The following is a 7,628-nucleotide window of genomic DNA, read 5'->3' on the forward strand; positions in this document are numbered from 1 at the left end:
CAGCCCTTCTGCGCCCGCGGCGCGGGCATGTTCGCCGCGGATGGAGACCGCCCCCTGGTTCACCGACCGGGGGCGCGTCGCCGTGTGCGGTACTGCGCGATCAGGCCTGCTGCCTGCGGCGCAGCGTCAGGTACGTGCCGGTCGCACCCGCGGCCAGCAGGGCACCCACGCCGAGGCCGACCGGAAGGGTCGGGAAGCCGGAGGCGTCCGTCGTGGCGGCCGTGTTCTGCATCGCCGGGCCCGGCGTGATGCTGGTGGACACCGGGGCGACGTGCTGGATCGGGCCGACGTGCTTGACCGAGCCGTCGGAGTTCAGCAGCACCTGCTTGTTGTTCGGGTGCCGGAAGTCGAACATGCCCGCGAGGGAGCCGGCCGTGGCGTCGAAGGAGTGGTCGCCGATGCGGCCGGTGCACCAGTTGTCCTCGATGAACCGGGTGATGGACGCCTGGTTCGTCAGGGTGTGGTCGACCTTGTTGACCTTGCTGTACGGCGAGATGACGAGCAGCGGCTGGCGGGTGCCGGGGCCGCAGCGGTCGGCGTAACCGCCGGACGCCTTCGGGCCGTTCTGGCAGGCCGGGCTGTCGGTGGCCTTGCCGTTGGAGCCGAGCGAGGTGTCCGTGGAGCCGTTGCGCGGGGCGACGTAGGCGTGGTCGTACCAGCCGTCGGAGTCGTCGTAGGCGACCACGATCGCGGTGGACTTCCACTGCGGCGAGCTCTGGATCGCGTTGATCTGGTCGATCAGGAAGTGCTGCTCGTCGGTGGGGTCGGAGTAGCCGGCGTGGCCGTCCTGGTACTCACCGGCCTTGAGGAAGCTGACGGCCGGCAGCTTGCCCGCCTTCAGCGCGGCGGAGAAGTCGGTCAGGTCGTAGTTGTGGTTGGCCTGACCGTTGTGGCCGATCTCGGAGACGGACTTCGGCGCCAGGTGGTGCGGGTTCGCCGTCGACTTGTAGTACGAGAACGGGTTGTGGTGCGGGCTGTAGTCCGCGACGGCGGCGCCGCCCACGTTGGTGTGGGTGGTGTCGCACTTGGCGTACGAGCCGGACGTGCCGTTCCACGCGGTCGACGGACGGAAGCCGCCCTGGAACCAGCCCCAGCTCACCTTCCTGGCGTTGAGCAGGTCACCGATGTTCTTGCCCTGCAGCGAGGCCAGCGCGTTGCTGCTGGTGTGGTCCTTGCCGGAGCAGTCGTCGTAGGCCGGGTCGGGGTCGTTGATGACCGTGCCCACGCCCTTGGCGTCGGGGGACTTCACCGCGTAGGCGTCGGGCGTCGGCGTCTGCTTGGGGTTCTCCGTGCCGGTGGACGGGTCCATGGAGATGACACCGTGCGTCTGACCGGAGATCAGGTTCAGCGCGCCGGGCGTGGAGGGGCCGTAGACCGAGCTGAAGCTGCGGTCGGACAGGGCGTAGTGCTGGGCGTAGTTCCACAGCCCGGTGACGGTGTTGCCGTCGTAGTAGTCCATGACCAGGCCCGGCTCGCCGAACAGGCCGCCGCTGCACTTGTCGACCTCGGTGTTCTGCACGAACTGGTCGGCCTTGCCGCCGTTGTAGGCGAGCTGCTCGGCACCGTAGTTGTGGTTCTGGTCGCAGGTCATCGCCTGGGACGGGGACAGCCGCTTCGGCGCGTACTGGTTCGGGTTCTTCGTCAGCAGCCCGGCGTGCGCGAGGGTGTCGATGTCCTTCGGGGTGTTCTTCGACGCGGTGAACTTCGTGCCGTCGGTGTTGGCGGCCTTCGGGTACGTGGCGAAGTAGTGGTCGAAGGAGATGTTCTCGTCGAAGAGCACGACGACGTGCTTGATCGGCGTCGCGGTCGAGGAGTGCCCGCCCTGCGCCGCGGCGGGCGCCGCCGCCCAGCCGGGCGCGTTGCTGCCGAGCACGGTGAGCGCCGCGGCTCCCGCGAGCGCCCCCAGGCTCCGCATAGCGGCTCGTCTTCCTCTGCTTGCCATGGTGGTTAACCCCTCCGGACAGAACGTCTGTGCGTCGTACGAGCACGGATGCTGCGCCCGTTGCGGGGCGCGTCGGCGGAGCCATGATGGCCTGCGGGTGAACACCGAGTCAGGGATACCAGGGCAAAACTTGACTGTGTGTTGACCCATTCGGAGGCCGAGTTGTCCGGACAGGTTCAGCCGAACAGGGCGCGCCCGTACCAGTCCTGGGCGTCCCGTACTCCGGGCAGCGCGAAGAAGTAGCCGCCGCCGAAGGGACTGATGTAGTCCGTCAGCGGCTCGCCCGCCAGCCGGTGCTGCACCGTCTCGAACTGCCGCTTCAGGTCCTGTTGGTAGCAGGAGAACAGCAGCCCCATGTCGAGGTTGCCGTTGGCGTCCATGCCCCGGTCGTAGTTGTACGCCCGGCGCAGCAGACGCTGGTCGGCGGTGGCCGGGGTGCGCGGGTTGGCGAGCCGTATGTGCGCGTCCAGCGGGATGACGTCGCCCTTGGGATCGTCGGCGTACTTCGGCGTGTCGTGCTCGTGGTCCCCGTCCAGCGGCGCGCCGGAGGAGCGGGCGCGGCCGAACATCCGCTCCTGCTCGCCGAGCGAGACCCGGTCCCAGAACTCCACCAGCATCCGGATCAGCCGTACGACCTGGTAGCTGCCGCCGACCGCCCAGTCCGGCTCGCCCATGCCCTTGCCCACCCACACCAGCCGGTCCATCTCGCGGGCGCTGGTGGCGTCCGGGTTCGCGGTGCCGTCCTTGAAGCCCATCAGATTGCGCGGGGTGCCGGAGGGCCGGGGCGGGCTGGCGAAGCCGTCCAGGCGCCAGCGGACCTGGGCGGCGCCCCGGGTGTGCCGGGCGATGTCCCGCAGCGCGTGCAGCGCGGTGTCCGGTTCGTCGGCGTGCAGTTGGAGGCTGAGGTCGCCGTGGCACCAGTCGGCCTGGAGGTCGTCGTCGGGGAAGGCGGGCATGGCGGTCAGCCGCCGGGGCCGGAGCGCGCCCAGCCCGAACCGGCCGTCGAAGAGCGAGGCACCGACGCCGAGGGTCACGGCCAGTTGCCCCGCGGGCAGCCGGTCGCCGAGGACGCCCGAGTCGGCCGGCGGGCCGGTGATCCCCACCGGGGACGGCGTCCCGCCCGAGGTGAGGAAGCGGGCCCGGTCGGTGAGCGTGCGCAGCAGGCCGGTGAGTTCGGCGCGGTTCTCGGCGGTCACGTCGAGGGAGGCGAACACGCACGTGCGGCGCGGGGCGGCGATGGCCGAGGCCTGGTGGACGCCGTGGAAGGGGGCGACGGACGCCGTCGCGGCGGCCGGTGTCTGTGCCGGGGCGGCGCCGCTGGTGGCAAGCCCCGCTCCCGCCAGGGCGGCGCCACGCAGGAAGCCGCGCCGGCCCAGGCCGTCGGGTCGTCCGGCGGTGACTGCGGGCTCGCTCACACGGTCCTCCGTGGGTCGCACAGGGTGGCCACCGACGCCAGGCGCTCGACCAGGTCGCCGAGCAGCGCGTTCACGTCCTCCCGCTGTGTGCGGGTGAGACTGGCCAGTGGGGTCCAGGACGCTCCGTGGCCGAACCCGTCGAGGGTGTGCCCGGCGCGGTCCAACTCGTGCTGGAGCTCGGCAAGTCCGGCGTACCGGGTCGTCAGCAGGGGCCTGAGCCGGGACAGCACCTCGCGGGTGCCGTCGAGGTTGGCGCGGGCCGTGGCGAGGTTGCTGCCGCTGCCGTAGTCGGTGCGGCCGGTCAGCTCGAACTGCACGGTGTTCTCCAGGATCTCGTGCGCGCGCAGGCCCAGCTGGGCGGGGTCCATACGGGTCTGCGACCAGGTGTCCCGCAGCCCGGTCACCGCCTTCACCAGCGCCGCCGCCGGGGCGCGCAGCCCGCCGGCCCGCTCACCGTGCCACAGCCCGTACTCGATACGGTGGAACCCGGCGAAGCCCTTGTCGTGCACCCCGCCGGGCAGTCCGGCGTCGGTGCCGTTGACCGCCGCGTCCGCGTCCCCGAAGGCGTCGTACGCCGCGCCCAGCCGCTCGTACTCCAGATGCGCGGGCAGCCAGGCCGACCGCGCGGCGGCGAGGTCGCCCTGGTCGATCCCGTCCTTGAGCTTCGTCGTCAGCCGCACGACCTGGTCGAGCCCGGTGCCGACCCACTTCTGGTAGGCGAGGGCGGGCGGGATCAGGTCGTGCTCCGAGACCGGCGCGGCGCCCGGGCCGCGCTGTCCGCCGGTGATGTGCACGGTGGGGCCGGTGACGGCGTCGCCGTCGTCGGGCACGCACTTGAAGGCGTACGTCCCCTGGCCCAGCCGGACCGTCAACTGCCGTGTCGTACCGGGGCCGATGCCCTCCACCTCGCCGTACACCGCCTGGCTGCCCGGGTCCTCCAGGTAGACCTCGGCGGCGCCGTCGGAGGAGTTGTGCAGGTCGAAGGTCCGCACCCCGGGCTCGGGCCGGGTCCAGCCGCGGCCGCAGTGGCTCTCCGACACGTCAATGACGACATGCCCCGACGGGGCGCCGGCGGCCCTGCCGTGGCGCGGGCCGCCGAGCGAGAACGCCAGCAGCGTGCCCGCGAGGGCCACGGCGAGGACGACGAACACGGCGGGCGCCGTCCGGAGACGAGCGGACCGCGTGCCGAGGCGAGGCAACGGCATGGCGAGCCTTTCCGGTACGACGTGATAAGCAGCGGCCTCATGGTAGGCACCGCTCCGGATCCGAACAGTCGTCCCAGGACTTCGATGACCAAGATTTCCCCTGGGGTTAACCGACGCGACGCTCCACGCGCTGCCCGGCGCGGTCCGATCGTGGGGCACCCTGGAGAGCCCCTGCCACCGGGCCGGCTGAAGCCGCCTTCCGCGGCGGCCGGTTCAGCGCACCGGGAAACCGAAGGAGTAGCCCTGCTGCTTCAGCCACGGCAGCAGGGTGCGCAGCGCGGCCACCGTCTGCGAGCGGTCGCCGCCCGCGTCGTGGAAGAGGATCGTGGGCCCGTTGGCCACCTCCCGCTGGACCGTGGCGACGATGGCGCCCGTGCCCGGCCGCTCGAAGTCCTTGGAGTCCACGTTCCAGCCGAGCGGACGCATCCCGTGCGAGGCCGCCAGGTGCCGGCTGTAGGGGGTGAAGGCGCCGCCCGGGGCCCGGTAGTACATCGGCTGCACCCCGCCGGACGCCTGGGTGATCTGCCGCTGCGCCTTCAGGATCTCCTGTGACTGGTAGGCCTCGGACTTCTTGTCCATCGTGGTGTCGTGCGACACCGTGTGGTCGCACAGCCGGTGCCCGGCCGCCACCACCTGCCGGACCAGATCCGGGTGCGCCTCGGCCAGCGGGCCGATCATGCAGAACGTCGCCTTCACGCCGTTCTCGCGCAGCACTTGGAGCACCTGCGGGGTCCAGACCGGGTCCGGGCCGTCGTCGATGGTGATGTTGACCGCGTGCGCGCCCCCGTCCGAGGCATGGGCGATGTCCGCGGACACGGTCACCGTCTTCGGCGCGGTGTGCCGCGCCGGGCCGCCCGACCCGCCCGAACCGTCGCCCGGCTGACCGGCCTGCGCGCTCCACAGCGACGTGGCGGCCGCCACCGCGGTGACCCCGACCGCCGCCGCAACCATTCGGCCGTACCAACCCCGCCCACCGTGCCGCGCCATGCCCCGCCCCGTTCGTGCCGTGTCCCAGAGATCTTATGCACCCGCATTCCGTGCACCTGTCAGGACGGCGGGAGTTGAGCGCGGGATCCGTCTGTTACCGATCACGGACAATTCCGGGTCGCTTCCGCGACAGACGCCGACGGGGCCCGGGCGAGACCAGCGGGCACCACTTGGCCGAGATCGCCCTGCTCCGCGACCGTCACCGGGCGGTCCCGCGGACCTGACGGTCGTACGGCTCACTCACCGGCCAGTGCCACTCGTACGATCGCCGCGGCCGCCGTGCCCGCGGCCCGCACCGGTTCGGTGCTGCGCGCGGCCCGGCCCAGCATGAAGGCGCCCTCCAGCAGGGCGATGACCGAGCTCGCCGTCTCCCGGGCGGCGGGCCCGGGGATGCCGCCCTCGGCGTAGTAGGCGGCGAGGTGGCCGATCCAGCTGTCGAAGACCTCCGAAGTGGCCCGCCTCAGCGTGTCGTTGGTGCTCGCCACCTCCATCGCGACCGTCGCGATGGGACACGGGTCGGCGAAGTCCAGCTCGGCGAGGGTGCCGGCCGCGGCGGTGAAGGCGTCGGCGGTGGCCGCCACCCGGTCCTCGTACGGCGCCATGAGCGTGGTGATGAGCCCCAGATAGACGGCCCCCGAGGTGCGGATCACCTCCTCGCCGAGCTGGGCCTTCCCGCCGGGGAAGAAGTGGTAGATCGAGCCGAAGGGTGCCTCGGCGGCCTCGGCGATCTGCTTCATCCCGGTGCCGGTGTAGCCCGAGCGCCGGAACAGCTCCGTGCCCGCGTTCACGATGCGCTGCCGGGTCTCGTGCGTGCTGATGGCCTTGCCGTCGCTCACGGTGGCACCTCCGGGGAGCCGCTGTTGCCAAAGGGCGGTCGGCGCCTATTCTGTCACTAGAACGATCTATCAAGAGAGTCGAGGCGGCCGACCGGAAGCGGAGGCACGGGTATGCCGGAGATCGAGCTGAGCGCGGGAACCATCGACTACCAGGACACCGGAGGTGACGGGCCCGTCGTGGTCCTCGCCCACGGCCTCGGCTTCGACGAGTCCGTCTGGGCCGACGTCGTCTCCGCCCTGCACCCCGACTTCCGCGTCCTGGTGCCGGTGCTGCCCCTGGGCAGCCACCGGCGCCCCATGCGGCCGGACGCGGACCTCTCCGCGCACGGCATCGCCCGCCTGCTCGCCGAGTTCCTGGACGGCCTCGGCCTCCAGGACGTGACGCTCGTCCAGAACGACACCGGTACCGCCCAACTCCTCGTCGGCGTACGGGACGAACGCATCGGCCGGCTCGTCCTGACCTCCTGCGAGGCCCTGGACAACTACCCGCCCGGTGTCCAGGGCCGCATCCTGAACGCGGCCTGCAGGATCCCCGGTGGCGTCTTCCTCCTCCTGCAGTCCTTCCGCTTCCCCTTCCTCGCCCGCATGCAGACCTCACTCGGCGGAATGACGAAGAAGCGGCTCCCGAAGGAACTCGTCGCCCGCTGGTACGGCCCCCTGCTGACCAACCGTCACATCCGCCGGGACTTCACCAAGTTCCTCCGTACGACCCGGAAGGACTGCTACCTCGAAGCGGCCCGGAACCTTCCGGAGTTCACCCGCCCGGCATTGGTCGCCTGGGGCGCCGAGGACCGCATGATGCCGCCCGCGACGGGCCGCCGTCTGGCCGAACTGCTGCCGGCCGCCCGCTATGTGGAGATCCCCGGCGCCCGCACCCTGGTCCAGCTGGACAACCCGGCGGCGCTCACGGAGGAGATCCGCCGGTTCGTCAAGGACAACCCGCTCCCCGGAGAAGGCTGACACCGCGCGCGGCCGAGGGCACCTGCCCGCCGGCCCAGGAGGTCACGCGTCCAGGGAGACGTACAGTCGCGTGCCGCCGGGCCGGAAGCCGACCCTCTCGTACACACGGCGGGAGCCCTCGCCCGAGTACTCCAGCCACACGGACCGCGCTCCCCGGCCGAACATGGTCCCGGCCAGGGTCGCGGTGACCGCGGCGGCGATGCCGCGCCCCCGGTACGCGGGAAGCGTGCCCACGCCCGCCAGCTCCGCCGTGCCCTCGGCGGGCGCCGAGCAGATCGCGCCG

The 7,628-nt window shown here is 71.8% G+C and carries 7 protein-coding genes; 1 reads left to right on the plus strand and 6 read right to left on the minus strand.

Annotation, left to right across the window (positions count from 1 at the left end; translation table 11 throughout):
• Nucleotides 1-100: 100 nt before the first annotated feature.
• The 5 genes from ABT288_RS48690 to ABT288_RS48710 form a co-directional block, all read right to left on the minus strand.
• A complete protein-coding gene (locus ABT288_RS48690; RefSeq protein WP_351623159.1) occupies nucleotides 101-1,915 on the minus strand; it encodes a phospholipase C in 1,815 nt (604 codons plus the stop codon).
• A gap of 203 nt (nucleotides 1,916-2,118) precedes the next feature.
• A complete protein-coding gene (efeB, locus tag ABT288_RS48695; RefSeq protein ID WP_351623161.1) occupies nucleotides 2,119-3,357 on the minus strand; it encodes an iron uptake transporter deferrochelatase/peroxidase subunit in 1,239 nt (412 codons plus the stop codon).
• Nucleotides 3,354-4,562, minus strand: coding sequence for an EfeM/EfeO family lipoprotein (locus ABT288_RS48700; RefSeq protein ID WP_502973019.1), 1,209 nt, complete (start codon nucleotides 4,560-4,562; stop codon nucleotides 3,354-3,356). The genes efeB and ABT288_RS48700 overlap by 4 nt, the downstream gene beginning before the upstream one ends.
• A gap of 213 nt (nucleotides 4,563-4,775) precedes the next feature.
• Entirely contained in the window at nucleotides 4,776-5,549 is a 774-nt protein-coding gene (locus ABT288_RS48705) for a polysaccharide deacetylase family protein (protein ID WP_351623165.1), read from the minus strand.
• Nucleotides 5,550-5,785: 236 nt separating this feature from the next.
• Nucleotides 5,786-6,385, minus strand: coding sequence for a TetR/AcrR family transcriptional regulator (locus tag ABT288_RS48710; RefSeq protein WP_351623167.1), 600 nt, complete (start codon nucleotides 6,383-6,385; stop codon nucleotides 5,786-5,788).
• Nucleotides 6,386-6,496: 111 nt separating this feature from the next.
• On the opposite strand from ABT288_RS48710, the gene ABT288_RS48715 reads away from it, so the two are divergent.
• Nucleotides 6,497-7,345 carry an alpha/beta fold hydrolase gene (locus ABT288_RS48715; protein WP_351623169.1) on the plus strand — a complete coding sequence of 283 codons (849 nt, stop codon included), beginning with the start codon at nucleotides 6,497-6,499 and terminating at the stop codon, nucleotides 7,343-7,345.
• A gap of 42 nt (nucleotides 7,346-7,387) precedes the next feature.
• Here the strand turns inward: ABT288_RS48715 and ABT288_RS48720 are convergent.
• A partial coding sequence (locus ABT288_RS48720; RefSeq protein ID WP_351623171.1) for a GNAT family N-acetyltransferase occupies nucleotides 7,388-7,628 on the minus strand: 241 nt, incomplete at its 5' end.

Origin of the sequence: Streptomyces sp. NPDC001093 (genome assembly GCF_040298985.1) — a bacterium.
Taxonomy (GTDB): domain Bacteria; phylum Actinomycetota; class Actinomycetes; order Streptomycetales; family Streptomycetaceae; genus Streptomyces.